We start from the raw sequence: 26,193 nt of genomic DNA on the forward strand, positions 1-26,193 counted from the left end.
CCAAGAAATGGCCCAAACTAACGCACTTTTCCCAAGAAACTTTCCGGTATGCGTCCATAGGCTGAGCAATCGTAACGGGCCACGATCCGGCGGGCACGACGAATCGACCTACTTCCACCCTAGCCAATGGTCTGACCTGCATTAACCGCTCTCAGCCGGACATGCGAACGGCCCGGGCCGACATCGGTCCCGGGCCGTTCACATGTGGCGCTACTCCCACTCGATGGTGCCCGGGGGCTTGCTCGTGACGTCGACGACCACCCGGTTGACCTCGCTCACCTCGTTGGTGATGCGGGTGGAGATGCGCGACAGGACGTCGTAGGGCACCCGCGCCCAGTCGGCCGTCATCGCGTCCTCGGACGTCACCGGCCGGAGCACGACCGGGTGACCGTAGGTGCGGCCGTCGCCCTGCACGCCCACCGAGCGGACGTCGGCCAGGAGCACCACCGGGCACTGCCAGATCTGCCGGTCGAGGCCGGCGCGGGACAACTCTTCGCGGGCGATGGCGTCGGCCTCGCGCAGCAGCGCCAGGCGGTCGCGGGTGACCTCGCCGACGATGCGGATGCCGAGCCCCGGACCGGGGAACGGCTGCCGCCAGACCATGGCGGGCGGCAGGCCGAGCTCCTCGCCGGCCCTGCGGACCTCGTCCTTGAACAGCGCGCGCAGCGGCTCGACCAGCTTGAACTGGAGGTCTTCGGGCAGGCCGCCGACGTTGTGGTGGGACTTGATGTTGGCGGTGCCCGTGCCGCCGCCGGACTCGACGACGTCGGGGTAGAGGGTGCCCTGGACCAGGAAGTCGACCGGGCCGTCGGCCATGATGGCGCGCTGCTCGTCCTCGAAGACGCGGATGAACTCGCGGCCGATGATCTTCCGCTTCTCCTCCGGGTCGGTGACGCCCTCCAGCGCCTTCAGGAAGCGGTCGGCGGCGTCGACGACCCGCAGCTTGACGCCCGTCACGGCCACGAAGTCGCGCTCGACCTGCTCGGCCTCGCCCTTGCGCAGCAGGCCGTGGTCGACGAAGACGCAGGTCAGCCGGTCGCCGATGGCCCGCTGGACGATCGCGGCGGCCACCGCGGAGTCGACGCCGCCCGACAGCGCGCAGATGGCGCGGCCCTCGCCGACCTGGCGGCGCACGGCCTCGACGGAGTCTTCGACGATGTTGAGCATGGTCCAGGAGGGACGGCAGCCGGCCGCGTCGAGGAAGTGCTTGAGCACCGCCTGACCGTGCTCGGAGTGGAGCACCTCGGGATGGAACTGCACGCCGTAGAGGCCGCGCTCGGGGTGCTCGAAGGCGGCGACCGGGGTCTCGTTCGTGGAGGCGGTGACCGCGAAGCCCTCGGGGGCCGCGGCCACGCTGTCGCCGTGGGACATCCACACCGTCTGGGTGGCGGGCAGCCCCTGGAAGATGACGCCCTCGTTGAGCACTTCGAGCGCCGTGCCGCCGTACTCGGCGATGCCCGTGCGGGCGACCTCGCCGCCGAGCGCCTGGGCCATGGCCTGGAAGCCGTAGCAGATGCCGAACGTGGGCACGCCGGTCGAGAACAGGCCGTGAGGCACGGGCGGCGCGCCTTCGGCGTAGACCGAGGACGGGCCGCCGGACAGGATGATCGCCTTGGGCTTCTTGGCCATCATCTCCTCGACGGACATCGTCGAAGGCACGATCTCGGAGTAGACGTGGCACTCGCGCACCCGCCTGGCGATGAGCTGCGCGTACTGAGCGCCGAAGTCGACCACCAGCACTGTGTCGAATTCAGACACCGTGAGAACCCCCCAAAGGCGAAATGCGGTGCCCTCAGTGTATCGGCCTCGGGTATTACGCCTGGCCTCACACCGTCACTCGTGCTAACACAGAACGGTGGATCTTGTCTGGCCGGCCTCGGCGTGGGCCCTGTGGTTCGCCGCGCTGGCCGCCGCGTTCGGGTTGACGACTCGCCGGGCCGCCGCGGCCCCGGCGGCCCCTGCTGCCCCGGCGCCGCCCGCCGTCGTCGAGCTCTTACGCGGGCTGCGGGCCGGCGAGCTCTTCCACGCGACGGTGTTCGAGCTGGCCAGGCGCGAATGGGTGACGATCCGGGGTGATCGGCTTTCGCTCTCGGCGCAAGGCGAGGGGCGGGTGTGGCCGTACGAGCAGTGGGTGCTCGACCGGGTGGCCGCCCGGCTGGCGGGGGCGCCGCAGGCACCGGTCGTCGCCCTGATGCCGGACAGCGGCGACCTCGACGCCGAGTTCGTGCCCCTGGTACGCCAGAGCGCCATCGACCTCGGTCTCGCGCGGCGGCGCTGGCAGAGCATGCTCGTGCCGCTGCTGCTCGCCGCCGCCCTCGTCGTGCCCTGGTACGTCACCATCTCCCACGCGGGTGTGTCCTGGCCCGGCTGGATCGCCACGGCGGGGGCGTTCGTGGCCGGGGTCGCGCTGCTGCTGGGCGGGCGCGGGTTCCTGCTGACGCCGCTCGGCCGCGAGGCCGCCGGGCCCGAGCCCGCGCCCGTGGACGCCCGGCAGGAGTGGATCTTCACCGGCGACGGGTGGCGCGGCGTCCTGGTCGAGCCCGCTCCCCGCGACGCCGGCGCGCCCAAGCGGCAGGAGGTCGAGGGACGGGTGGTCAAACGCTGGATCGTGGCCGGGCACGGCGACGACCTGTCCTCCTCGCGCACCTGTTACGTGGCCCTGCACGACGGCGTCTCGGAGCGGGCGGCGGCGTACCGGGCCAAGGAGCGGTTCTACCAGGACGTGTTGCCGGGCGACCACGTCCGGCTGCTGGTCAATCCCCGGCGCGGGAGCGTGGTGAGCGTGCTGGCCCACGAGCGCCGCTGGTAGCGCCGGGCAGGTCGCCGGCCAGCAGGAGCTCGGTCTGCCTGCGCAGGCGGCCGGCGAACTCGGGATGGGTGAGGACGAGGAACCGTTCCTCGTGGATGGCCCGGACGACCAGGTCGGCGACCTCGGCGGGCTCGACCCCGCGGGCCATGGACGCGTCGACGGCCTCGCGGGCGGCCAGTTCGTCGTCGGTCGGGGTGGCGACCAGGTCGGCCGGGCGGGAGCGGCCGGAGTCGTTGATCCGCGTCCTGACCGCGCCGGGGCAGAGCGCGGTCACGCGGAGCTTGGAGCCGACGGTGGCGAGGTCCTGGGCGAGCGACTGCGAGGCGGCCAGGGCGGCGTACTTGGTGATGGCGTAGCCGCCCGCGCGCGGCGCGGCGAACAGCCCGGCCACGGACACGGTGTTGACGATGTGCCCCTCGGTGTCCTGCGCCATCATGCGCGGCACGAACGCGTGCACGCCGTGCAGCACGCCCCACAGGTTCACGCCGAGCAGCCAGGCGAAGTCCTCGGGGGTCCGGGTCCACAGGTGGCCGCCCTGGTAGACGCCGGCGTTGTTGCACAGCACGTGCACCGCGCCGAGCTCGCCGAAGCTGCGGTCGGCCAGGTGCCGTACGGCCGCCGCGTCGGAGACGTCGGTGACCTGCGTGAGCACCTCGCCCGGCCCGGCGAGCGCCTTCTCGGCCAGCGCGGCCGTCTCGGCCAGGCCGCCGGGGTCGACGTCGGCCAGCATCAACGACATGCCCTCGGCGGCGAACCGTAAGGCCAGGGCCCTGCCGATGCCACTGGCCGCGCCCGTCACCACCGCGGCCCTGCCGGACAGTTCACGCACGGCCTGAACCTCCCTAGCGCTCGCTCGGCACCACCGACGCTACAGGATCGCGCCGAGCAAACCCAGGGGCGGCGAGCCGAGGTCGAACAGCGCCTTGTGGAAACGCTGGACCGAGAAGCCCGCCCCCCACTGCTGGCGTGCCTGCTCACGCAGGTCGAGGATGAGCAGCTTGCCCCAGGTGTAGCGGCCGTACGTCGGGTCGAAGGAGGCGCGGCGGGCCTCCGACAACGCCGCCGGACCGGCCAGGTGGGTGTCGGACTCGAAGCGCCTGGCGCCCTCCTCGACCGTCATCTGCCCGGTGTGCACGCCGATCGCGCAGGCCAGCCGGGTGACCCGGATCAGGGCCTCCACCCAGACGCCGATCTCGAAACGCGGGTCGTCGGGCGCGTAGCCCTCCTCGACGCACAGTTCCTCGGCGTAGTGCGCCCACCCTTCGACGAACGACATCGACTGCAGCTGCCGCCGTACGTCCGAGGGGGCCCGGCGCAGCGCGCGGGCGTGCGAGAAGTGCCCCGGAGCGACCTCGTGCACGTTGATCGCGGGCAGCGTGGTGCTGCTGAAGACCTCCAGCCACTCCTCCTGCTCCCGCTCGTCCCAGGACGGGTCGGGCGGGGTGATGTGGTACCAGGACGGGCCCTCGGGCTCGCCCGGCGAGTTCCACGCCATCATGGCCATGGCCCAGCGGCGCGACTCCGGCGCCAGCCCGACCAGGCACTCGCCGTCGTGGTAGGGCACGAGGTCCTTCTCGCGGGTGAACGCGATGGCCCGTTCGGTGCCGATCCTGGCCGCCTCGATCACGCCGTCGGCGTCGGGGTGGTCCTTGACCAGCTCGCGTACGACGTCGAGGGGCCGCCCGTCCCGTCCGAGCTTGGCGCAGGACTCGGCGAGCAGGTCCATGAGCCGGTCACGTTCGGCGTCGGCGCGCTCGGCCAGCCGGCCCAGGTCGACCGGCAGGCCCTCGGCGGTGCTCATCAGCTTGACCAGGGCCGGGCCGCCGAGCGCGGCGTCGGGGTCGCCCTCGGCGGCGGCGTGCGCGACGTGGGCCACGAGCCTGCCGTGGGCTTCGAGCGCGGCCTCGTCGGTGATGCCCGCCGACAGGCCGCGCACCGCGCCCAGCAGGGACGTGGCGACCGGGGCCGGGACCTGGTCGAGCGCGGCGATCGCGGCGTCCACGGCCTGCGGCCAGAGCGCGAGGTGGGCGGCCTTGGCGGCGGCGCGCTCGGCCTCGGGGCCGTAGTCGCGGTCGTAGCAGGCCAGGTCGAGGTTGGACAGGTGGATCAGCGGGTTCTTGCGGTGCAGCTCCAGCTCGCCGAGCTGGGTGCGCATGGCCGCCTCGAAGATCTGCAGGTGCTCGGCGTCGTGCGGGTCGTCCGGCGCGTCGCCCTCGCCGAGGCGGGCCAGACCGGCCCGTACGCCCTCGGGTGACAGGTCCTGGATCTGGCCGTCGTACTCGTGCCTGCCGCCCCCCTCGCGCGCCTCGGACACCATCAAATCGGTGATGGCACGCAATCTGGGGTCAAGTTCCGTCATGCCGCCGACGCTAGCGCACACCCCTGATCTTGAGGACCCCGACGGAGCCGACCAGCGAGATCACGATGCCCACGACGAACAGCGCCGGGTAGCCGCCCGTCCCCACGACGACGGCGGCGAGGGCGGGCGCCAGGATCTGCGGCCCGGCGTTGGCGATGTTGATGACGCCCATGTCCTTGCCCGCGTCGCCGGGGTCCGGCAGCACCTTCGTCACCAGGGCCATGTCCACGGCCAGGTAGACGCCGAACGCGATGCCGTGCGCGACGTTGTAGACGATCATGCCCTGGAACGTCGGCATCACCAGCGGGATGCCCAGGAACACCGCCGAGGACAACCCGGCGACGAGCGCGAACATCCGGAAGCGGCCGAGGCGGTCGGAGATCGGGCCGATCACGAGCACCGCGAGCAGCGTGGCGGCCTGGCCGATGAGCATCAGCAGGCCCATCGTGGCGATCACCTCGCCCTTGGGGATCTTGATGAAGTCCTCAAGGAGGAAGAGGTTGAAGGTGAAGATGACGAGATATCCGAGCATGACGCCGAAGCGGGACACGAAGGCCCAGGCGAAGTCCGGGCTCTTCAGCGGCCGTACGAACCCGGCCAGGAACGCCCTCAGACTGAACGGCTCGCGCGCCATCCCCACCGAGGACGTGTCCGGCGTCACGACCACGACCAGCACCGCCGCGACCAGCAGCAACACCATCGCCACGTAGTACGCCCCGCCGGCGGCCAGCTGCGGGAACACGATGAACATGATCGACGCCGCGATGGTGGCCAGCGGCGTGCCGAGTCCGAACAGGCCGGAGTAGGTGCCGTACCGGGTCGGCGGGACCCGGTCGGGCAGGATCGCGGTCATGGCGGCCTGGTAGCCGTTCATGATGGTCTGCACGCCCGCCCAGCTGATGCCGAGCATGAGCACGCTGCCCGCGTTGGCCTGCGCGAACAGGGCGAGCACGCCGAGCAGGACGCAGCCGAGTATCCACGGCGAACGGCGGCCGAAGCGCGACCTGGTCCGGTCGGAGATCTGGCCGAAGACGGGGTTGGCGAGGGTGGCCATGAGCGGGCCGATCGAGTTGGCCAGGCCCAGCACGGCCACGTCGTTGACACCGGTGATGCGCTGCACGTGCACGGGCAGGACGAACGCGCCCACGCTCAGCCACAGGAACATGACGGCGACGTTGGCCAGCGGAAGCGTCAGGTAGAGCGGCCCGAGACGCCGGGTGTCCCTGAGCGCGCCGCTCAGAACTTCAGCCATGGGGGGACCTTTCCGGGCAGTGATGATACGTATCACCGACGATTGCTCTGGACTGTAGGTCGCACGGGAAGGGCTGACAAGACGCGCGTCCAACTCGTTACGCGCCCGGCGGCGGCCTCAGGCGCTGGCCCTGATCACCAGCCGGGGCTCGAACCGGGCGACGACCTCGCCGCCCACGGACGGCCGCTCTCCTCGGACGATCCCGTCGATCTCGCCCGCCAGGTCGGCCGGGCTCGCGGTGGCGTCGAAGTGCACGCTGGTCAGCCGGGGCCGCATGAGCGTGCAGATCGGCAGGTCGTCGGCGCCGACGACGGCGACGTCCTCCGGGACCCGCAGACCGGCGTCCTTCAACGCGCTGATCAGCAACATCGCGTACTCGTCGTTGTAGGCGAAGACGCCGTCGGGCAGGTCGCCCGCGCGGACGATCCGCCCCGCCTCCTCCTCGGAGAAGGCCAGGTCGATGCGCGCGGCCCCGGGAACGACCTCCCGCACCCCCGCCAGCCGGGCCCGTCCCATGGCGTCGAGGCCCTCCTCCCGGGGCACGACGGCCGCCAGCCGCCGGCTCCCCCGTTCGACCAGGTGGCGGGCGGCCGCGGCGCCGAGGGCCCGGTGGTCGAACACCACGGCCGGCACCAGGGGCGAGGGCTGGTCGGACAGGCCGATGACGGCCCGGACGCCCGAGGCGTGCAGCAGGTCCACGGCGGGCCTGGTCAGCCGCGCGGCCTCGACGAGGACGGCCGAGGGCCGCAGGGCGAGCCAGCTCCTTGCCGCGGCCACGCCCTTGAGGGTGCGCTCGCCGTACTGGACGAGGGTGTAGCCGCGGGTCCTGAACTCCTCCTCCAGCTCGTCGAACACCTGCTGCGCCAGCCGGCCCACCCTGGCCCGCGAGAGCGGCATGAGCACGATGCCGCTGCGGCCCGTACGCAGCGTGCGGGCGGCGGCGTCGGGCACGTAACCCAGCCGGGCGGCGGCGTCGCGGACCCGTCTGCGGGTCTCCTCGCTCACGCGGGCGTGGGGGTTGTCGGTGAGCACGTACGAGACCGTGGCCTGTGAGACTCCCGCGGCCCTGGCCACGTCGACGCTGGTCGGCGGGCGGTCCCCCCTTGTCGTGTTCACGGGGTGGATGGTATCAACTGCTTATACGTATAATCAGGAGAGGCTGCCGCATGAAGCTGCACACTCGTGAATGGGGTTCGGGCGATCGCCTGGCCGTCCTCGTCCACGGCATCATGGCCGACTCGCGATGCTGGTGGCGGGTGGGCCCCGAACTGGCCGCGCGCGGCTACCGGGTCATCGCCGTCGATCTCCCCGGCCACGGCGAGAGCCCCCGCGCCGACGCCTACCCGCCCGAGCTGTTCGCCTCGTCGCTGGCGGAGTCGGTGCCCGCGCACCCCGAGCTGGCCATCGGGCACTCGCTCGGCGGCCTCACGCTCGGCCTCGCCGTCGAACGGCTCATGCCCGGACGGGCGATCTACTCCGATCCGGCCTTCCGCCTGCCGACGCTGGAGAGCGCCGCCCTGGAGTCGATGGCGGACTTCACCGACGAGACCGGCGAGCTGATCGCCGCCATGCACCCCGGTTTCTCGGCCGAGGAGGTGGCGGTCGAGGTCGAGATGCTCGCGCGCTGGGACCGCCGGTCGGCGCTGTCGCTCGTCGAGGCGTCGGGCATGGACTTCACGCCCGCGCCCGTCGTGCCGTCGCTGGTGCAGGTGGCCGACCCGAGTTTCCTGGTGTCGCCGGCGTTCCAGGAGGAACTGCGGGGCAAGGGGTTCGAGGTGCGCGTGGTCACGGGGGCCGAGCACACGATCCACCGCCACCTGTTCGAGGACTTCCTGGCGGGGCTGGAGGGCTGGATCAGACCCGCTGCCGCAGCTCGGTGAGGCGGCCGGCGACGTCGAGGCCCTTGCCGGCGGCCCAGGCGTCGTCGTGGTACGTCGCCAGGTGCCGCTCGGCCGCGTCGCCCACCAGCGAGACGACCGTGCCGCTCTCCCCTCTGGCCCGCATGCGCTCGACCAGCTCCAGCGCGGCCCACAGCGCGGTGCCGGACGAGCCGCCCACGGGCAGCCCGGTGACCTCCCTGAGGTGCCTGGCCGCCGCCACGCTCGCCGCGTCGGGCACCGGCACCACCAGGTCGACCAGGTCGGGCCGGAATCCCGGCTCCACGCGAGGACGGCCGATGCCCTCGATCCGCGAGGGCATGCCGGTGGCGTAGTCGGGCACGTCGAGCGTCCAGCCCGGGAAGTAGGCGGAGTCGTGCGGCGCGGCCCGCCCGAACTGGTCGAGGAAGTGGCCCTCGATGCTCCTGGCCGCGTCGTAGATGGCCAGGGGCGGCGTCACGAACCGGCACTCGCCGCCCAGCGCCTCCACCGCGCGGGCCCGCGCCTGGTCGCGCCTGCCCGGCATGACCACGATGTAGGGAAGGCCGAGCCGCCGGGCGAACCACGCCTGCGCGACCGCCGCGTTGCCGCCGGTCGCCTCGACCACGGTGGTGCCCTCGGTGACCAGCCCGTCGAGCACCGCCTGCCGGAACAGCGCCCTGGCGTGCCGGTGGCGCAGGCTGCCCGTCGGCTGGCCGGACTCGTCCTTCAGCAGCAGGCGGACGCCGGGCGCCCGGACGGGGAAGTCGATCAACCTGGTCGGCGGCCCGGCGGCCAGCGTGTCGAGCGCGCGTGTGCTCCAGCTCACCGGACCACCCTGTCAGGACGAGATCAGGAAAGCTCCACCCGTTCGCCAGGAGCGAGCAGGACGAACCGCTCGCCGAACCCGGCGAACGCCTTCTCCAGCGTCTCCCTGCCCTGGGTGAAGTGCCCCCACTGCTCGAAGTGCAGCGGTACGACGTGCCGCGCGCCCAGGATCTCGGCGGCGGTGGCGGCGTCCTCGCTGGTCAGCGTCAGGAACCCGTCGACCAGCGGCGTACGTGCACCGCCCGCGAACAGCAGCGCCACGTCGATGCTCGGGAACCTGTCGGCCACGGCCCGTACGACGTCGAGCGAGGCGTTGTCGCCGCTCACGTAGACCGTGGGCAGCCCTTCGCCGCTGAGCACGAACCCGGTGACCTCACCCGTCAGGTGCTCGGTCCCGTCGGGGCCGTGCTGGGCGGGCACGCCGGTCACCCGTACCGGGCCGACCTGGGTCTCGCTCCAGTTGGGCAGGGCTCGTACCGGCTCGCCCACGCGCTCGGCCGCCGACTTCGTGGACAACACCAGCGGCACTTCGGCGAGGAACGCCCGGCCCGCGTTGTCGAGGTTGTCGGGGTGCTGGTCGTGGGAGAGCAGCACGGCGTCCACGGGGCCCACCTCGTCGAGGCCGAAGGCGGGGCCGGCGGTCTTGGTCAGCACCCTGGCGCCGACCGGGTGCTCACCGGCCGGGTCGAACGTGGGGTCCACCAGCAGCCGAACGCCGCCCAGCTCGATGACGGCGGTCGGACCACCGGCGTAACGAATATCCATGTTCGTCAACGACACGGCGGAGTGAGGGGTTTATTCCGCACCCCGTTGAACACCCGGCTCACCGTACGGTGGCACAGGGCGCGGAAGTCGGGCTCGGCCATGCTCATCCGGCCGCTCAGGTACTGCTGGACCAGGCCCTGCGTGCTCGCCGTGACGGCCAGGGCGGTCTCCAGCGGATCGTCCTCGCGCAGCAGGCCCGCCCGCATGCCCTCCTCGACCAGCGCCACGACCACGCTGAACGGCGGGCCCTGGCCGTCGCGGAAGTCGTCGGGGAAGCGGCGGGCCCGCGCCCAGGCGTCGGAGGTCAGGAAGTGGTACAGATGCGGGCTGCCGAGCGCGAAGTCGAGGAAGTCGTCGAGCGCCGCCGCGAACCGTTCCTCCAGACCGCCCGCGTCGGGCCGGCGGGTCCACGCCTCGGCCAGTTCGCGCGCGCTCGCGTCGGCGACCGCGCGCAGCAGGGCCTCCCTGTTGGGATAGTGCCGGTAGATGGCCATGGCGGTGACGCCCACGGCCTCGCCGACGCGCCGCATGCTGACGGCGTCGGCGCCCTCCTCCACGAGGATGCGCCGGGCCACGCTCGCGATGCGCGCGGCCGTTCCCTGCTCACTCATGTTTACAGTGTATACAGGCGGAGTGCTCCCGGAGCGTGGGCGGGTACCGCCGGGTCGCGTGGCGCCACCGGGGACAGTCGGACGTACGGCGAGCCGGGGGCGGGCCTCGGGTCGGGGTCGCCGGCGTTGGGCCAGAGGGACAACGCGCGCTCGGCCTGCGCGGTGATGGTGAGCGACGGGTTGACCCCGAGGTTGGCCGACACGGCCGAGCCGTCCACGACGTGCAGCCCCTCGTACCCGTAGAGGCGGTGGTAGGCGTCGATCACGCCGGTCTCGGGCGAGTCGCCGATCACGCAGCCGCCGAGGAAGTGGGCCGTGGTCGGGATGTCGAACAGGTCGAGCCAGGTGCCGCCGGCCAGCCCGCCGATCTCGGCCGCCGCGTGCCGTACGGCCTCGTGCCCGGCCGGGATCCAGGTCGGGTTGGGCTCGCCGTGCCCGCGCGCGGAGCGAAGGCCCCAGCGGGTGCGCCGGATGGTGATCGAGTTGTCCTTGGCCTGCATGACCAGCGCGATGACGGTCCGTTCCGACCAGCGGCGCAGGTCGAGCAGCCGTAGCGCCTGCAGGGGCCGCGCGGCGATCTCGCGGGCCAGCGCCCGCAACCGGGGTTGCCCGCCGTCCACGAGCAGGGTGCGGAGCAGGCCCATGGCGTTGGAGCCGTCGCCGTATCGCACGGGCTCGATGTGGGTCTCGGCGTCGGGGTGGATGGAGGAGGTGATGGCCACGCCTTTGTTGAGCTTCTCGCCGCCGGCCGACGGGCGCTCGAAGCCGAGCAGGGCCTCGGAGTTGGTCCTGGTCAGCGTGCCGAGCCGGGGCGACACGCGGGGCAGGTCGCCGGTGGCGCGCAGCTTGTGCAGCAGGCGCTGGGTGCCGTACGTCCCGGCCGCGAAGATCACCTGCTTGGCCGTGAACGAACGGCGGCGCACCGCCGAGCCGGTCTTGCGCACGACCACCCGGTAGCCGCCGGAGGGCAGGGGACGTACCGAGGTGACCGTGCACTCGGCGTAGACCCGGGCGCCCGCGCGCTCGGCGAGGTAGAGGTAGTTCTTGATCAACATGTTCTTGGCGCCGTGGCGGCAGCCGGTCATGCACTGCCCGCACTCGACGCAACCCCGCCGCCGCGGCCCGGCGCCGCCGAAGTACGGGTCGACGCCGTCCTCGCCGAAGTAGACGCCGACCGGGGCCAGGTGGAAGGTGTCGCCGACGCCCATCTTCTCGGCGACCCTGCGCATGATGTCGTCGGCGCGGGTGAAGGTGGGGTTGGTGACCGCGCCGAGCATACGTTTGGCCTGGTCGTAGTGGGGGGCCAGCTCCGACTTCCAGTCGGTGATGCCGGCCCACTGCGGATCGCGGAAGAACGGGTCGAGCGGCTCGTAGAGGGTGTTGGCGTAGACCAGCGAGCCGCCGCCGACCCCCGCTCCGGCCAGCACCATCACGCCGGTGCCGCGCTCGCCGCGCAACACGTGGATGCGCTGGATGCCCTTCATGCCGAGCCAGGGCGCCCACAGGAAGTCGCGCAGCTTCCAGGACGTGACCGGCAGCGTGGACTCGTCGAAGCGGCGACCGGCCTCCAGCACCCCGACCTTGTAGCCCTTCTCGGCCAGCCGCAGCGCCGAGACGCTGCCGCCGAACCCCGACCCGATGACGAGGACGTCGAACGTCACTTGATCCGCAGCCTTCGCATCGTCTTGAGCGTGCCGGCCAGGACGTTCGCCCACGTCTCGTACGTCAGGTCGAAGGGCGGCTCGAAGCCCAGCCAGGACGCCTGCGAGGCCACCGTCTTGGACTCGGTGTAACGCAGCAGGCCCTCCGCGCCGTGCCGGCGGCCGAGGCCGGAGGACTTCATGCCGCCCATGGGCGCGTCGTAGGAGGCGTAGGCCGAGCCGTACCCCTCGTTGATGTTGACCGTGCCGGCCTTGACGCGGGTGGCCAGGGCACGGCCGCGGGCCAGGTCGGTGGTCCAGATGGAGGCGTTCAGGCCGTAGATGGTGTCGTTGGCCAGCTCGACCGCCTCCTCCTCGGAGGTGAACGGGTAGAGGGCCACCACCGGGCCGAACGTCTCGTTGCGGCACAGGTCCATGTCGTCGCGTACGCCGGTGAGCACGGTCGGCTCGTAGAACAGCGGGCCGAGGTCGGGCCTGGCCCGGCCGCCGGTCAGCACCGTCGCGCCCTTGGCCACGGCGTCGTCGACGTGCGCGCCGACCGCGTCGAGCTGGCGTTGCGAGGTGAGCGAGCCCATCTGGACCGACCAGTCGCGGCCCGCGCCGAGCTTGAGGTTCCTGACCTGCTTGACCAGGCGCGCGGCGAAGTCGTCGAACACGGACTCGTGCACGTACAGACGCTCGATGGACAGGCAGAGCTGGCCGGCGTTGGTGAAGCAGGCCCGGATCGCCCCCTGGACGGCGTGCGCCAGATCGGCGTCGTCGAGCACCACCATCGGGTTCTTGCCGCCGAGCTCCAGCGAGCAGCCGATGAGCCGCTTGGCCGCCTCCTCGGCGATCTTCCTGCCGCCCCTGGTCGACCCCGTGAACGCCACGTAGTCGGCGTCGTCGAGCAGCGCGTCGCCGATCTCGGCGGGCTCGCCCAGCACGACCTGCCAGATCTCGCGCGGCATGCCCAGCTCGGCCAGCAGGTCGATGGTCCACAACGTGGACATGGCGGTCTGGGTGTCCGGCTTGTGCACCAGCGCGTTGCCGGCCAGCAGCGCGGGCACCGCGTCGGTGACGCCGAGCGAGAGCGGGTAGTTCCACGGCGAGATCAGCGCGACGACGCCCTTGGGCTGGCGCAGCTCGGCCACGCGGGTGGCGGCGGGGAAGATGCCCTTGCGCCCGCGCGGCGCGAGCAGGCCGGGGGCGCGCCTGGCGTAGTAGAGGCTGCAGCCGGCGACGTCGAGCACCTCCTCGAAGGCGTGCTTGCGGGCCTTGCCGGTCTCGTCCTGGACGATGTCGAGGATCTCGTCCCTGCGGTCGAGGATCGCGTCGTGCAGCAGCAGGAACGGTCTCGCCCGCGCCGCGGCGGGCCTGGCCGCCCACTCGGCCTGGGCGGCCCTGGCTCGCTCGTAGGCCAGGCGTACGTCGTCGGCCGTGGAAATGGGCAGCTCGGCGAGTGGCTCGCCGGTGAAGGGCGCGGTGATCTGCCGGGTCTTGCCGCTGGACGTGACGTGCATGCCAGAAGGATATTCCGCCCGGCTACCCGCGGGTAGTTTTTGCGGATTCGCGGCCTGGGGCCAGAATCCTCTTATGCCATCGTTCGCTCCGCTACGCCCCGGAGATCCACCGAGTCTGGCCGGGCTGGATCTCCTCGGCAGGCTTGGCGAGGGCGGCCAGGGCGTCGTCTACCTCGCGAAAGATCATTCCGGCACGCACGTCGCCGTCAAATGGCTGCGGCCCGACCTGTCCGGCGACGAGGTGAGCGTCGAGCGGTTCCTGCGCGAGGTCCAGGTGGCCCAGCAGGTGGCGCCGTTCTGCACCGCGACCGTCCTCGGCACCGGTGTGGAGCAGGACCGGCCGTTCATCGTCAGCGAGTTCATCGAGGGGCCCTCGCTCCAGCGGGTGGTGCAGGAGGAGGGGCCGCGCACCGGGTCCACGCTCCACCGGCTGGCCATCGGCACCGCGACCGCCCTGGCCGCCATCCACCAGGCGGGCATCGTCCACCGCGACTTCAAGCCCGCCAACGTCATCCTGGGCGCGGACGGCCCGCGGGTGATCGACTTCGGCATCGCGCGGGCGCTCAACGCGACCTCGACGATCAGCAGCATGGTCGTGGGCACGCCGTCGTACATGCCGCCCGAGCAGATCATGGGGCACACCGTCGGGCCCGCGGCCGACATGTTCTCGTGGGCGAGCGCGATGGTCTACGCCGCGTCGGGGCGGGCGCCGTTCGGCAGCGACACCATGCCCGCGGTGATCAACCGGGTGCTCAACCAGCAGCCCGACCTGGGCGTGCTCGACGGCGCGCTGCGCGACGTGGTGGCCGCGTGCCTGGCCAAGGACCCGGCGCAGCGGCCGACGGCGGAGCAGGTGATCATGCGCCTGCTCCAGCACCCGATGCCGGCGAACTCGGCCATCCTGGCCGCGGCCGCCGCCGAGGCCGTCCCCGCGCGTCCGCCGTCCCCCGGCCCGATGACGGGTCCCCCCGGCCCGCCGCCGCCCGGCCCGATGACGGGTCCGCCCGGCCCGATGACCGGGCCCGTGCCCGGGGCGGCGCCCAACCCGATGACCGGGCCGGTGCCGGGTCAGCCGCCGTACCCGCCGCGGCAGCAGCAGTGGCACCCGCCCTCGCCGTACGCGCAGCCCACCCACCCGGGCGTGCACCACCAGCCGCCCGGCAGGAAGAGCAGGGCGCCGCTGATCATCGGGGTCACGCTGGGCGTCGCGTTATTGGTGCTGGCCGGGCTCGTCGTGCTCATCAGCGCCGAGCGCACGCCCCTGGCCGGCGACGGCGGCACCACGACCCCGCCGGCCACCCAGCCGGCCGACCGGAGCACCCCGCCCGCCACGCCGCCCGCCACTCCGCCTGCCACGCCGCCGGTCACGGAGGTCTCCGTACCGAAGGAGGGCCCGCGCAAGGCCCTGCCCGGCGCGGCCATCAGCCTGTACGAGAACCCCGCCGACGCGATCGTCCTGACCTCCTACGAGATCATGGACAAGAAGAAGAACGACTGGGTCGACCACGCCAGGGACTCGCTGCGCGGCCCGTTCCGCAAGTACGCCGGCAACTGGGAGTCGAGCGTCTCGCCCGGCGGCCAATACCTGGCCACCCGCGGCCGGAAGTACTCCGACGACAACTACGACTACATCATCGTCAGCGACCGCCGGTCGGGCGAACGCAGCACGATCAAGACCGTCCGCAGCCCGCTGATCGCCAGCATCCGCGGCTGGTCGCAGGACGCCTCGAAGATCCTGCTCAACATCGAGCGCAAGTCCGGCGACACGTGGACGTACCCGGGCTTCGTCATCGTGGACGTGGCCACGATGAAGGCCCGGATCGTCACGGTCGACGACGCCGCCGTCCGCAAGACCGCCTTCGGCTGGGACGGCAAGGACGAGGGCGTGGTCAACATCTTCGGCCCGGAGAAGAACCGCGGCCTGCGCTTCTTCGACGCCCAGGGCAAGGCCACCCGCGACGTGCGCTCGATCGGCACGCTGCCGGCCGGCACCCAGGACATCTTCTCCCCCTCCGGCGAGTCGTTCCTGTCCGACTGCCCCAACGGCAGCGACGGCGACACCTGCGTGTGGGACGTCAAGTCCGGCGACCGGACACACAAGTTCTCCTCCGACTGCGACAAGGTGCTCGGCTGGTACGACGACACCCGCCTCTACTGCTGGGAGCAGGACAACAACACCAAGGACGAGATCCAGGTCGTCGACTTCAAGGGCACGCTGCTGCGCAAGATCGTGGACGTGCCGGACGACGTGGACTTCAGCCCGGTCTTCACCGTCAACCCCGACAAGGGTTCCTGAACCATCCGGCCCGCGCAGCCGTCAAGGAGGTCATGAAGACGCTGATCCGTACGGCCGTGACCGCCGCGGCCCTCGCCACGGTCACGGCGGCCTGCACCTCGGCGGCGACGGGCCAGGCGCCCGTGCCGAAGGTCACGCTCGACGCCGTCCGCCTGGTCGCCTACGACAGTTGCGACGACATGCTGGCGGGCCTGCGGGAACACGCCGCGGAGAACGTCGGCCCCTGGGGCTTCGGCGGCCCGCAGATCATGTACATGGAGGACACCGCCAGCACCGCGAGGGCGAAGACCACCTCCAACACCCCGGAGCACTCCACCACGAACGTGCACGAGGCCGGCGTGGACGAGCCCGACCTGGTCAAGACCGACGGCGACCGGGTCATCACGGTCGTGGACGGCACCCTGCGGATCATCGACACGGCGACGAAGAAGGTCACCGCGTCCATCAAGCTCACCAAGAAGGACGAGCCCACCTTCACCCCGGCCGACCTGCTGGTCTCCGGCGACCGCGCGCTGGTGCTCTTCCGCGGCGGCGACATCATGGTCAAGTCGTTCGCGCCGCCCGGCGAGACCCGCTACGTCGTGGTCGACCTGGCCGGGCAGCCGAAGGTGCTCAGCACGATCAGGGCACAGGGTTCGTACGTGGACGCCAGGATGATCGGCTCCACCGTCCGGCTCGTCACGCGCAGCCAGCCCGACATCACCTTCCCCGAGCCCAAGAGCCCCGACGCCACCGAGGCCGACCGCAAGAAGGCCAACCAGGCCGTCGTACGGCAGGCGCCGCTCACCGCCTGGCAGCCCACGGTCGAGATCACCAGCGCGTCCGGCACGGTCAAGAAGGACACGGTCAAGTGCGAGCGGGTCAGCCACCCGGCCGACTACACCGGCACCTCGCTGCTGACCGTGCACACCATCGACCTGACCCAGGACGTCGCCGCGACCGGCACCGAGCCCATCAGCCTCGCCGCCGACGGCGACACCGTCTACGGCAGCGGCAAGAGCCTGTACGTCGCCAGCAACCCCCGCTGGTGGTTCCCGGTGGTCACCGAGCCGATGCCCGTCGAGCCCGTGCCGACGGCCACCGACGGGGCGGCCCCGGCCGTCGAGCCCACCCCGAGCGACCCGGCCGTGACGACCGGCGCGCCGACCGCGTCGGCCAGTGCCCCGGTCGAGTCCACGTCGGCGCCCGCGCCCGACCCCACTCCGACGGCGCCGCCCGAGGAGACCGAGGTCCACAGGTTCGACATCAGCGCCCCCGGCGCCCCCGCCTACGTCGCCTCCGGCAAGGTCCCCGGCCGCCTGCTGAACCAGTACTCGTTGTCGGAGTACGAGGGCAACCTCCGCGTCGCCACCACCCTCACCTCCACCGACGGCAGGACCAGCGAGAGCAGCGTGTACGTGCTCGCCGCCGACACCATGGCCAAGGTCGGCGAGGTCGGCGGCCTCGGCAAGGGCGAGCGCATCTACTCGGTCAGGTTCATCGGCCCGGTGGGCTACTGCGTCACGTTCAAGCAGGTGGACCCGCTCTACACCCTCGACCTGCGCGACCCGGCCGCCCCCAAGGTGACCGGCGAGCTGAAGATCACCGGCTACTCGGCGTACCTGCACCCCGGCGCGGACGGCAGGCTGATCGGCATCGGCCAGGAGGCCAGCGACAAGGGCAGGACGCTCGGCACGCAGGTCTCGCTGTTCGACGTCAGCGACCCGGCCAACCCGCGCAGGCTGTCGCAGCTCTTCCAGAAGGAGGCGGGCTCCGAGGCCGAGTGGGACCCGCACGCGTTCCTGTACTGGCCGAAGACCGGCCTGTCGGTGATCCCGCTGATGACCCCCAAGGAGTCGGGCGCGGTCGTGCTGAAGATCGACGACTCGGCCGTGACCAAGCTCGGCATGATCAAGCACCCGACCCACCAGGACAAGGACTACGCCTACCAGCCCGGCATCACCCGCTCGATGGTGATCGGCGACGCCGTGTGGACGTTGTCGTGGGACGGCCTCCAGGTCAACGACGCCACGACGCTGGCCCGGCAGGCGTGGATCCCGCTGCGCTGACCCGGCCCGCGGAGACGGGTGACCGTTCCTACGGGACGGTCACCCGCGTTCCGGCGCGACGACGGGGACGATCTCGGGGGCGCCCAGCCGGATCGCGTCGGCCTCCTGGTCGGAGTCCTGCTCCTGGGAGCGGCGTTCGGCCTCGACCCGCTTGGTGAAGTACTCCACCTCCCGTTTCACCTGCTCGGCGTCCCAGTCGAGCGGCCCGGCGAGCAGTTCGGCGGCCTCCTGCGCCACGGCAAGGCCGCGGTGGAAGGTCTCGATGGAGATGTGCGTCCGCCTGGTGAGCACGTCGTTGAGATGCCGGGCGCCCTCGTGGGTGGCGGCGTAGACGATCTCGGCCCGCAGGTAGTCGTCGGCCCCCGACAGCGGGCGGCCGAGCGACGGATCGTCCTCGACCAGTTCCAGCACCTCGTCGATGAGCGAGCCGTAGCGCTGGAGCAGGTGCTCGATCCGGGCGACGTGCAGGCCCGAGGTGTGGGCGAGGCGGTAACGGGAGTTCCACAGCGCCTGGTAGCCCTCGGCCCCGACCAGCGGGACGCGGTCGGTGCACGAACGCGGCACCCGCTGGTCGAGCCCGTGCGCCACCGCGTCCACCGCGTCGCGCGCCATCACCCGGTACGTCGTGTACTTCCCGCCCGCGATCATCACCAGCCCCGGCACCGGATGCGCCACGACGTGCTCACGGGACAACTGGGACGTCTGGTCGGACTCCCCCGACAGCAGCGGGCGCAGGCCCGCGTAGACGCCCTCGACGTCGTCGCGGGTCAGCGGCACCGACAACACGGCGTTGACGTGGTCGAGCAGGTAGTCGATGTCGGTGCGGGAGGCCGCCGGGTGGCCCTTGTCCAGCGTCCACTCGGTGTCGGTGGTGCCGATGATCCAGTGGCGGCCCCACGGGATCACGAACAACACCGACTTCTCCGTACGCAGGATGATGCCGGTGCGGGAGTGGATGCGGTCGCGCGGCACCAGGAGGTGGATGCCCTTGGAGGCCCGTACGTGGATCTGGCCGCGTCCGCCGACCAGTTCCTGGATGTCGTCGGTCCACACGCCCGTGGCGTTGACGACCTGCTGGGCGTGCACGTCGAACTCCGTGCCCGACTCCAGGTCGCGGGCCCGTACGCCGGTGACCCGCTCGCCCTCGCGCAGGAACCCGACCACCTGGGCGCGCGGCGCGATCTGGGCGCCGTACGTGGCGGCGGTGCGCAACATGGTCATCACGTAGCGGGCGTCGTCGACCTGGGCGTCCCAGTACTGGACGGCCCCCGTGAACGCGCTCTTCTTCAGCGCCGGGGCCAGCCGCAATGCCCGTGACCTGGACAGATGCCGGTGTCCTGGCACCCCGCGGGTCAGGCCGGAGGCGAAGCCGAGCGTGTCGTAGAGCGCGACCCCGGCTCCCACGTAGGGGCGTTCCCAGCCGAAATGGGTCATCGGGAACAGGAACGGCACGGGCCGTACGAGGTGCGGCGCCAGGCGCTGGAGCAGCAGCGCCCGCTCCTGGAGCGCCTCGCGTACCAGCTCGAAGTTGAGCTGCTCCAGATAGCGCAGGCCGCCGTGGATGAGCTTGGACGAACGCGAGGAAGTGCCCGAGGCGAAGTCGCGCGCCTCCAGCAGGGCCACGTCGAGCCCACGGGTGGCGGCGTCGAGCGCGATGCCGGCCCCCACCACGCCGCCGCCGACCACGACCACGTCGAACTCCCTGGCCGACATCTCCGCCAGCGCCGCCGCACGTTCGGCCGGCCCGAGCCGGGACACGCTCCTACCCGCCGTCATCATCCCCCCTGGGGTCGCCTGCGGTACTACCTACCCGTTTGTCCGGTGACATGTAACGCGGCACGACCTCAGGCGCGTACGACTTTGACCCCCGCGTCGGTGAGCCGGCCGGCGAGCTCGTCGGAGAGCTGGGCGTCGGTGACCAGCGTGTCGATCTGGTCGATGGGGCAGATGCGGGAGAAGGCCCGCCGGCCCACCTTGGAGGAGTCGGCCACCACGACGACCTGGGCGGCACGGCTGATCAGCAGGTTGTTCACGCTGGCCTCGCCCTCGTGATGGGCCGAGGCCCCCAGCTCGACGTCGATCGCGTCGACGCCCAGGAAGGCCACGTCGAGGGTGACCTGTTCCAGCACGCCCGAGGCCAGCGGCCCGATCAGCTCGTACGACTGCTGCCTGGCCACCCCGCCGGTGACCACGATCTTGACGTGCTGCCGTACGGTCAGCTCGGCGGCGATGTTCAGGGCGTTGGTGACGATCGTGAACCCGCTCTCCAGCGTGGAGACCGTGGCCAGGGTGCGGGCCAGCTCGGAGGTCGTGGTGCCGCCGTTGAGCCCGATCACGGCGCCCGCGCTCACCAGGCCGGCCGCGGCGGCGGCGATGCGGTGTTTCTCGTCGGCGTGCCTGGCCGTCTTGTAGCGCAGCGGCAGGTCGTAGCTGACACTCTGGGCCACGGCTCCGCCGCGGGTGCGCATGAGCATCTGCTGCTGGGCGAGCTGGTCGAAATCCCGCCGGATCGTGGCGGTGGAGACGTCGAGCGCCTGGGCGGCCTCCTCCACCGACAGCCTGCCCTCCTGGGCGAGCAGCTCCAGGATGGCGTTCCAGCGATCGTAGCGGGACACGAAGCCTCCCCAGTGAGATCCGGACAGGTGCAAGCGTGGCACAACCGGAGAGCTCAGAGCGAACAGTGCACAAAGATGCGCTTTTACTGTATAAAAAGGGCAGAAACAAACAACAACGGGGAGGAACGCGGTGACCACCCATACCGAAGCCGAGATCGAGTCCCAGCCGTCCTGCTGGCGCCGTGCCGTGGCCGCAGTGCCCGCCGGCGCGCTGCCCCAGCCCGGCGAGCGGGTGGCCGTCGTCGGCTGCGGCACGTCATGGTTCATCGCGATGGCCTACGCCACGCTGCGCGAGCAGGCCGGGCAGGGCGAGACCGACGCGTTCGCCGCCTCCGAGGCGCCGATCGGCCGCTCGTACGACCGGGTGCTCGCGCTGACCCGCTCCGGCACCACGACCGAGGTCCTGGAGCTGCTGTCCAGGACGAACGCCCGCAGCACGGCCATCACCGCCGACCCGAAGACGCCGGTCATGACGGCCGCCGACGAGGTCATCGTGCTCGACTACGCCGACGAGAGCTCGGTCGTGCAGACCCGCTTCGCCACCACGCAGCTCGCCATGCTCCGCGCCAGCCTCGGCGAGGACCTCACGGCGGCGATCGCCGACGCCGAACGGGCCGTGGCCGAGCCGCTGCCCGCCGAGCTGATCGAGGCCGAGCAGTTCAGCTTCCTCGGCAGCGGCTGGTCGGTCGGCCTGGCCCAGGAGGCCGCGCTCAAGATGCGCGAGGCGTCGCGGTCGTGGACCGAGGCGTACCCGGCGATGGAGTACCGGCACGGCCCGATCAGCATCGCCGGCCCCGGCCGCGTCACGTGGATGCTCGGCACCGCCCCCGAGGGCCTGCGCGAGCAGGTCGAGGCGACCGGCGGCACGTTCGTCGAGAGCGGCCTCGACCCCATGGCCGAGCTGGTACGCGCCCAGCGCGTGGCGGTCGCGCGCGCCTTCGCCCGTGGGCTGAACCCCGACGAGCCCATGCACCTCACGCGATCTGTGATCCTTTCTTCATGAGCCTTACTCTCGCCGACGCCAGGATCGTGACCCCCGAAGGGGTGCACGAAGGGTGGCTGACCATCGAAGACGGCCGCATCACGCATGTCGGCCACGGATCGGCCCCCAGCCCCGGCCTGAGCCTCGGGGGGCGGCACGTCGTCCCCGGGTTCGTCGACATCCACAACCACGGCGGCGCGGGCGGGTCCTTCCCCACCGGCGAGCAGGACAAGGCGCGCGACGCCGTGGCCCTCCACCGGCGTCACGGCACGACGACGATGATGGCCAGCCTGGTCACCGACACGCTCGACGGGCTGTCCAGGGCCGCCTCCTCGCTCTCGGAGCTGTGCGAGGAGGGGCTGTTCGCGGGCATCCACTTCGAGGGGCCGTACATCGCGAAGGCGCGTTGCGGGGCGCACAACCCCGCGCTGCTGCGCGAGCCGTCCCCGCAGGAGTTGTCCGGGCTGGTCAAGGCCGCGCGCGGGCACGCGCGCATGGTCACTGTCGCGGCCGAGCTGCCCGGCGGCCTCGACACCATCCGCACGGCCGTCGGCGAGGGCCTGCTCGCGGCGCTCGGCCACAGCGACGCCGACTACGACCAGGCGATCGCGGCCATCGAGGCGGGCGCGACCGTCGCCACCCACCTCTACAACGCGATGCCGCAGCTCGGCCACCGTGCCCCCGGCCCGATCGCCGCGCTGCTGGAGGACGAGCGGGTGACGGTCGAGCTGGTCAACGACGGCGTCCACGTGCACCCGGCGATGTTGCGCCTGGCCTACGAGGTGGCCGGCCCCGGCCGGACCGCGCTGATCACCGACGCGATGGCCGCCACCGGCCTCGGCGACGGCGACTACGTGCTCGGGCCCATGCGGGTCCACGTGACCGACGGCGTGGCCAGGCTGGTCGAGGGCGGTTCCATCGCCGGCTCCACCCTCACCATGGACGCCGCCTTCCGCCGCGGCGTGCGCGAGCTGGGCATGTCGCTGCCCGACGCGGTCCAGGTGGCCTCGCTGACCCCCGCCAGGGTGCTCGGCCTGGCCGAGGAGATCGGCTCGATCGCCGTCGGCAAGGCCGCCGACCTGGTGGTGCTCTCCGCCGAACTGGAGGTCGACGGCGTGATGAAGAACGGCGACTGGATCACGGAGCCCTGATGATCATCACCGTGACGCTCAACGCCGCGCTCGACGTGACGTACGAGGTCCCGTCCGTCGACTGGCACGGTGTCAACCGGGTCGGCGGCGTCCATCGGCGCGCCGGCGGCAAGGGCGTCAACGTGGCCCGCGTACTGGCGGCCCTCGGCCAGGAGGTCCTGGTCACGGGGCTGGCGGGCGGGCCCACCGGCCAGGCGATCGAGCACGACCTGCGGGCCGCCGGGCTGCCCGCCGCGCTCACCGGGGTCGCCGCCGACTCCCGTACGACGCTGGTGGTCTCCGAGGCGCGCGGGGCCACGCTGTTCAACGAACCCGGCCCCGAGGTCACGGCGGCCGAGCTGGCGGCGTTCACGGAGCAGTACACGTCGCTGCTGGCCGACGCCGACGCCGTGGTCATCTCCGGCAGCCTGCCCCGCGGCGTGCCGGCCGACGTCTACGCGACCCTGGCCTCCCTCGCGGCCGGCGCGGGCGTGCCGGCGATCGTGGACGCCGACGGCGACCCGCTGCGCCACGCGCCGGCGGGCCGGCCGGCCGTCGTCAAGCCCAACGCCGAGGAGCTGGCCAGGGCGGTCCCCGGCGGCACCCCGGCCGAGGGCGCCCAGGCGCTGCGCGCGCGAGGGGCCGAGGCCGTGGTCGTCTCCATGGGTGCCGACGGGCTGCTCGCGGTGACGGGCGAGGGAACCTTCCGGGCGCGGATGCCGTACACGGTCGAGGGCAACCCGACCGGGGCGGGCGACTCTCTGGTCGCGGGGCTGGCGCTGGGCCTGGTCGAGGGCTCCCCGTGGCCCGACCGGCTGCGGCGGGCCGCGGCGCTCGGCGCGGCGGCCGTGGCCGCGCCGGTCGCCGGCGACTTCGACGGCGACGTCTACGCCGACATACACCCCCAGATCATCATCACGTAAGGAGCTCGTCATGGCCCTCGCCGGAATCGGTGACATCGTCCGGGAGTCCCCCGCAGGGGTGGGCGCGTTCAACGTGATCCAGCTGGAGCACGCCACGGCCATCGTGGCCGGCGCGGAGGCCCTCGGCCTGCCGGTCGTGTTGCAGATCAGCGAGAACTGCGTGCGCTACCACGGCGCGCTGGAGCCCGTCGCGCTGGCGGCGCTGGCGGTCGCGCGCCGGGCGGACGTGCCGGTCGCGGTCCACCTCGACCACGCCACCGACCGCGCGCTGGTGGAGGAGGCGGTGGCGCTGGGCCTCGGCTCGGTCATGTACGACGCCTCCGCCCTGCCCGACGAGGAGAACGTGGCGGCCACGGCCGAGGTGGCGGCCTGGTGCCACGAGCGCGGCGTGTGGGTGGAGGCCGAGCTGGGCGAGGTCGGCGGCAAGGACGGCGTGCACGCCCCCGGCGCCCGCACCAAGCCCCACGAGGCGGTCGACTACGTCGCCAGGACCGGCGTGGACGCCCTGGCCGTGGCCGTGGGCACCTCGCACGCCATGACCACCAAGGACGCCGTGCTCGACCTGGAGCTCATCGCCGAGCTGCGGGCGGCGGTGCCGGTGCCGCTGGTGCTGCACGGTTCGTCCGGGGTGCCCGACGACGTGCTGCGCGAGGCCGTGGCCAGCGGCATGAAGAAGATCAACATCGCCACCCACCTGAACAAGGCGTTCACCCGGGCCGTACGCGACTACTTGGCCCACGACGAGCGGGTGGTCGACTCCCGCAAGTACCTCAACGCCGGCCGCGACGCCGTGGCCCGCGAGGTGAGTCACCTGCTGGGCGTGCTCACCGGCTGAGCTCCTTGCGCATCTGCACGGCCGACCGGCCTTCGAGGTCGACGCGGCCGATCTCGACGTAGCCGAGCGAGGTGTACAGGGCGATGTTCGTGGTCATCTTGACGTTGGTGTAGAGACGCAGGGCGGGCAGGCCGAGCCGGGCGGCCTCCTGCTCGGCGTAGGCCAGCAGGCCGCGGCCGATGCCCCTGCCGTGCAGCCCGGGACGCACCGCGACGTTGTCGACCAGCAGCACGCCCTCCTCGGGGACCAGCACGACGATCCCTTCGAGGCCGTCGGTGACGTGCACGCGGCCCGCGGCGATGAGGGCCGCGTAGTCGGCCTCCATGGGCAGCGGCCGCGTGCCGATGATCTCCGCCCACGGCTGGTAGGCGTCGTGGACGAGTTGCTCGACGGCGGCCCTGTCGGCCTCCTGCGCCAGTCTCATGCGTCCAATGTTCGCAGCCCCCTCCCGGCCTGAACGACCGAGGGTGCCGGGCGGATCACCCGGGGCCCGCTACGGCAGGATGCGCTCCACCGTCCGGGTCACGAGATCCTTGACCTGGTCCTCGCCGAACACGTCGGGCAGCGTGAGCCGTTCGACCACCAGCCAGTTCATGGCCAGGTAGAGCACCACCACGGTGGTGGCGTCGCCGGGCAGCCCCGACTCCAGGTGATAGTCGATGTTGGCCTGCACGTCGGCGCGGATGCGCTCGGTCAGCACGGCCCGCAACTCCGGCCGCCTGGTCGCCTCCAGCCGCAGTTCCAGCAGCGCGAGATAGCCCGACCTGAACGCCGAGATCCGGTCCACCAGCTCGATCATGAGCTGCACCACGCGCTCGCGGTCGCGGGGCCCGGCCAGGCTGGCCGCGATGGTCTGCGCGTCCGGCTGGAGCCGCTCATAGATCCGGCCGCCGGCCTGGGTGAGCAGGTCGTCCCTGCTGGCGAAGTAGTTGGACGCGGTGCCCGTGGGCACCTCGGCCCGCGCGTCGACCGCCCGGAAGGTCAGGCCGCGCGCCCCCTCCACGGCCAGCACCTCGATCGCGGCGTCGATGAGCGCCGCCCTCCTCGCCAGGTTCTGCCGGACCATGTTGACACCACTCCATTCGTAGTACTACGGTGAAACCACTTCAAACATAGTACTTCAAACGGAGTTATTTATGCGAAAGCTTGTGTACTACGTCGGCATCTCCATCGACGGCTACATCGCCGGCCCCGGCGGCGAGTGGGACTTCTACCCGGTGAGCGACGCCCTGGCCGCCTACATCAACGGTGAGATGTCCGAGGCCGTCCCCACGCACGTCAGGCAGCAGGTCGGCCTCGACGCGCCGAACCGGCGCTTCGACACCCTGGTGATGGGCCGCGGCACGTACGAGCCCGCCCTTGAGGCCGGCATCACCAGCCCGTACGCCCACCTGCGCCAGTACGTCGTGTCCAGCACGATCGGGAGCATCGACGCCCCCGGCGTCGAGCTGGTCAAGGAGGACCCGCTCGGCCTGGTGCGCCGCCTGAAGCAGGAGGACGGCCTCGACATCTGGCTCTGCGGCGGCGGCAAGCTGGCCGCGTCCGTGTTGCCCGAGATCGACGAGCTGATCGTCAAGGCCTACCCGGTGGTGGCCGGGACGGGGATCGCCGCGTTCGACGGCGCGTTCCAGCCGACCACGTTCACGCTGACCGGCACGCGTACGTTCGAGGGCGGGGTGGTCCTCATGACATACACCCGCTGACCGCCGTCGTGGCGCCCG

23 protein-coding genes are annotated in these 26,193 nt (G+C 71.9%); 9 read left to right on the plus strand and 14 right to left on the minus strand.

Annotation, left to right across the window (positions count from 1 at the left end; all coding sequences use genetic code 11):
* Nucleotides 1–210: 210 nt before the first annotated feature.
* Nucleotides 211–1,758, minus strand: coding sequence for a glutamine-hydrolyzing GMP synthase (gene guaA / locus IEZ27_RS40095; RefSeq protein ID WP_125644554.1), 1,548 nt, complete (start codon nt 1,756–1,758; stop codon nt 211–213).
* 97 nt (nt 1,759–1,855) lie between these two features.
* On the opposite strand from guaA, the gene IEZ27_RS40100 reads away from it, so the two are divergent.
* Nucleotides 1,856–2,809: a hypothetical protein gene (locus IEZ27_RS40100; protein ID WP_189652055.1), complete on the plus strand. Its 954-nt coding sequence runs from the start codon at nt 1,856–1,858 to the stop codon at nt 2,807–2,809.
* Here the strand turns inward: IEZ27_RS40100 and IEZ27_RS40105 are convergent.
* From IEZ27_RS40105 to IEZ27_RS40120, 4 genes are all read right to left on the minus strand, one after another.
* Nucleotides 2,754–3,638, minus strand: a complete 885-nt coding sequence (locus IEZ27_RS40105) for an SDR family NAD(P)-dependent oxidoreductase (RefSeq protein WP_189652056.1) — start codon at nt 3,636–3,638, stop codon at nt 2,754–2,756. The two genes, IEZ27_RS40100 and IEZ27_RS40105, sit on opposite strands and share 56 nt — an antisense overlap.
* A 39-nt stretch (nt 3,639–3,677) precedes the next feature.
* The gene (locus tag IEZ27_RS40110; RefSeq protein ID WP_189652057.1) at nt 3,678–5,168 is read right to left on the minus strand and encodes a DUF885 family protein; all 1,491 of its coding nucleotides are present in this window, start codon (nt 5,166–5,168) and stop codon (nt 3,678–3,680) included.
* A gap of 10 nt (nt 5,169–5,178) precedes the next feature.
* Nucleotides 5,179–6,420: an MFS transporter gene (locus IEZ27_RS40115; RefSeq protein WP_189652058.1), complete on the minus strand. Its 1,242-nt coding sequence runs from the start codon at nt 6,418–6,420 to the stop codon at nt 5,179–5,181.
* Between the two features lie 117 nt (nt 6,421–6,537).
* The gene (locus IEZ27_RS40120) at nt 6,538–7,536 is read right to left on the minus strand and encodes a LacI family DNA-binding transcriptional regulator (RefSeq protein WP_189652059.1); all 999 of its coding nucleotides are present in this window, start codon (nt 7,534–7,536) and stop codon (nt 6,538–6,540) included.
* A gap of 50 nt (nt 7,537–7,586) precedes the next feature.
* Here IEZ27_RS40120 and IEZ27_RS40125 point away from each other — a divergent pair, with 50 nt between their 5' ends.
* Nucleotides 7,587–8,300: an alpha/beta fold hydrolase gene (locus IEZ27_RS40125; RefSeq protein ID WP_189652060.1), complete on the plus strand. Its 714-nt coding sequence runs from the start codon at nt 7,587–7,589 to the stop codon at nt 8,298–8,300.
* On the opposite strand, the gene IEZ27_RS40130 is transcribed toward IEZ27_RS40125, so the two are convergent.
* The 5 genes from IEZ27_RS40130 to IEZ27_RS40150 are packed head-to-tail and all read right to left on the minus strand — an operon-like array spanning nt 8,275 to nt 13,643.
* Nucleotides 8,275–9,105, minus strand: coding sequence for a pyridoxal-phosphate dependent enzyme (locus IEZ27_RS40130; RefSeq protein ID WP_189652061.1), 831 nt, complete (start codon nt 9,103–9,105; stop codon nt 8,275–8,277). The two genes, IEZ27_RS40125 and IEZ27_RS40130, sit on opposite strands and share 26 nt — an antisense overlap.
* Before the next feature lie 23 nt (nt 9,106–9,128).
* The gene (locus IEZ27_RS40135) at nt 9,129–9,869 is read right to left on the minus strand and encodes an MBL fold metallo-hydrolase (RefSeq protein WP_125644568.1); all 741 of its coding nucleotides are present in this window, start codon (nt 9,867–9,869) and stop codon (nt 9,129–9,131) included.
* Between the two features lie 5 nt (nt 9,870–9,874).
* Complete coding sequence (locus tag IEZ27_RS40140; RefSeq protein ID WP_189652062.1) at nt 9,875–10,480, minus strand: TetR/AcrR family transcriptional regulator; 606 nt, start codon at nt 10,478–10,480, stop codon at nt 9,875–9,877.
* 2 nt (nt 10,481–10,482) lie between these two features.
* On the minus strand, nt 10,483–12,141 hold the full coding sequence (locus IEZ27_RS40145; protein WP_189652063.1) for a GMC oxidoreductase: 1,659 nt from the start codon (nt 12,139–12,141) through the stop codon (nt 10,483–10,485).
* The gene (locus IEZ27_RS40150; RefSeq protein WP_189652064.1) at nt 12,138–13,643 is read right to left on the minus strand and encodes a succinic semialdehyde dehydrogenase; all 1,506 of its coding nucleotides are present in this window, start codon (nt 13,641–13,643) and stop codon (nt 12,138–12,140) included. Before IEZ27_RS40150 ends, IEZ27_RS40145 begins: the two co-directional genes overlap by 4 nt.
* A 73-nt stretch (nt 13,644–13,716) precedes the next feature.
* Between IEZ27_RS40150 and IEZ27_RS40155 the strand changes: the two genes are divergently transcribed.
* Nucleotides 13,717–15,939 (plus strand): serine/threonine protein kinase, encoded by a 2,223-nt coding sequence (locus tag IEZ27_RS40155; RefSeq protein ID WP_189652065.1) that lies wholly within the window; start codon nt 13,717–13,719, stop codon nt 15,937–15,939.
* 32 nt (nt 15,940–15,971) lie between these two features.
* Complete coding sequence (locus tag IEZ27_RS40160; protein WP_189652066.1) at nt 15,972–17,987, plus strand: beta-propeller domain-containing protein; 2,016 nt, start codon at nt 15,972–15,974, stop codon at nt 17,985–17,987.
* A gap of 39 nt (nt 17,988–18,026) precedes the next feature.
* Here the strand turns inward: IEZ27_RS40160 and IEZ27_RS40165 are convergent, their stop codons facing one another.
* Together IEZ27_RS40165 and IEZ27_RS40170 are read right to left on the minus strand one after the other, a co-directional pair.
* Entirely contained in the window at nt 18,027–19,763 is a 1,737-nt protein-coding gene (locus tag IEZ27_RS40165; protein WP_189652067.1) for a glycerol-3-phosphate dehydrogenase/oxidase, read from the minus strand.
* Between the two features lie 68 nt (nt 19,764–19,831).
* Complete coding sequence (locus tag IEZ27_RS40170) at nt 19,832–20,602, minus strand: DeoR/GlpR family DNA-binding transcription regulator (RefSeq protein WP_189652068.1); 771 nt, start codon at nt 20,600–20,602, stop codon at nt 19,832–19,834.
* Between the two features lie 130 nt (nt 20,603–20,732).
* Here IEZ27_RS40170 and IEZ27_RS40175 point away from each other — a divergent pair, with 130 nt between their 5' ends.
* From IEZ27_RS40175 to IEZ27_RS40190, 4 genes are read left to right on the plus strand one after another with little or no spacing between them, the layout of a single operon-like run.
* Complete coding sequence (locus IEZ27_RS40175) at nt 20,733–21,605, plus strand: SIS domain-containing protein (protein WP_189652069.1); 873 nt, start codon at nt 20,733–20,735, stop codon at nt 21,603–21,605.
* Nucleotides 21,602–22,735, plus strand: a complete 1,134-nt coding sequence (gene nagA, locus IEZ27_RS40180) for an N-acetylglucosamine-6-phosphate deacetylase (protein WP_189652070.1) — start codon at nt 21,602–21,604, stop codon at nt 22,733–22,735. The genes IEZ27_RS40175 and nagA overlap by 4 nt, the downstream gene beginning before the upstream one ends.
* On the plus strand, nt 22,735–23,637 hold the full coding sequence (locus IEZ27_RS40185) for a 1-phosphofructokinase family hexose kinase (RefSeq protein ID WP_189652071.1): 903 nt from the start codon (nt 22,735–22,737) through the stop codon (nt 23,635–23,637). Before nagA ends, IEZ27_RS40185 begins: the two co-directional genes overlap by 1 nt.
* Before the next feature lie 10 nt (nt 23,638–23,647).
* Nucleotides 23,648–24,472, plus strand: coding sequence for a class II fructose-bisphosphate aldolase (locus IEZ27_RS40190; RefSeq protein ID WP_189652072.1), 825 nt, complete (start codon nt 23,648–23,650; stop codon nt 24,470–24,472).
* On the opposite strand, the gene IEZ27_RS40195 is transcribed toward IEZ27_RS40190, so the two are convergent.
* Both IEZ27_RS40195 and IEZ27_RS40200 read right to left on the minus strand, forming a co-directional pair.
* Nucleotides 24,462–24,896, minus strand: coding sequence for a GNAT family N-acetyltransferase (locus tag IEZ27_RS40195; RefSeq protein ID WP_125644592.1), 435 nt, complete (start codon nt 24,894–24,896; stop codon nt 24,462–24,464). The two genes, IEZ27_RS40190 and IEZ27_RS40195, sit on opposite strands and share 11 nt — an antisense overlap.
* Before the next feature lie 69 nt (nt 24,897–24,965).
* Nucleotides 24,966–25,538 carry a TetR/AcrR family transcriptional regulator gene (locus IEZ27_RS40200; RefSeq protein ID WP_125644594.1) on the minus strand — a complete coding sequence of 191 codons (573 nt, stop codon included), beginning with the start codon at nt 25,536–25,538 and terminating at the stop codon, nt 24,966–24,968.
* A 70-nt stretch (nt 25,539–25,608) separates the two neighbouring features.
* On the opposite strand from IEZ27_RS40200, the gene IEZ27_RS40205 reads away from it, so the two are divergent.
* A complete protein-coding gene (locus IEZ27_RS40205; protein ID WP_189652073.1) occupies nt 25,609–26,175 on the plus strand; it encodes a dihydrofolate reductase family protein in 567 nt (188 codons plus the stop codon).
* Nucleotides 26,176–26,193 lie beyond the last annotated feature (18 nt).

The organism is Nonomuraea spiralis, from assembly GCF_014648435.1.
GTDB lineage: Bacteria > Actinomycetota > Actinomycetes > Streptosporangiales > Streptosporangiaceae > Nonomuraea > Nonomuraea spiralis.